General features: G+C 54.2%; 1 rRNA gene. It reads right to left on the bottom strand.

The window, feature by feature from the left end:
- Positions 1-4: 4 nt before the first annotated feature.
- Positions 5-524: ribosomal RNA gene (locus ACRQQK_RS16615) — 16S ribosomal RNA — on the bottom strand; the annotation flags it as partial.

Genomic DNA, 524 nt, shown 5'->3' with positions numbered 1-524 from the left:
TACGTAAGGAGGTGATCCAGCGCCAGGTTCCCCTAGCGCTACCTTGTTACGACTTCACCCCAGTCATGAACCACAAAGTGGCAAGCGTCCTCCCGAAGGTTAAACTACCTGCTTCTTTTGCAGCCCACTCCCATGGTGTGACGGGCGGTGTGTACAAGGCCCGGGAACGTATTCACCGTGACATTCTGATTCACGATTACTAGCGATTCCGACTTCATGGAGTCGAGTTGCAGACTCCAATCCGGACTACGACGCACTTTTTGGGATTCGCTTACTCTCGCAAGTTCGCTGCCCTCTGTATGCGCCATTGTAGCACGTGTGTAGCCCTACTCGTAAGGGCCATGATGACTTGACGTCGTCCCCACCTTCCTCCGGTTTATCACCGGCAGTCTCCCTGGAGTTCCCGACATTACTCGCTGGCAAACAAGGATAAGGGTTGCGCTCGTTGCGGGACTTAACCCAACATTTCACAACACGAGCTGACGACAGCCATGCAGCACCTGTCTTACAGTTCCCGAAGGCAC

The sequence above is a fragment of the Vibrio sp. C8 genome (assembly GCF_054051265.1).
Note: the sequence above shows the minus strand (reverse complement) of the source record. Positions and strands in the feature narration are given on the sequence as shown.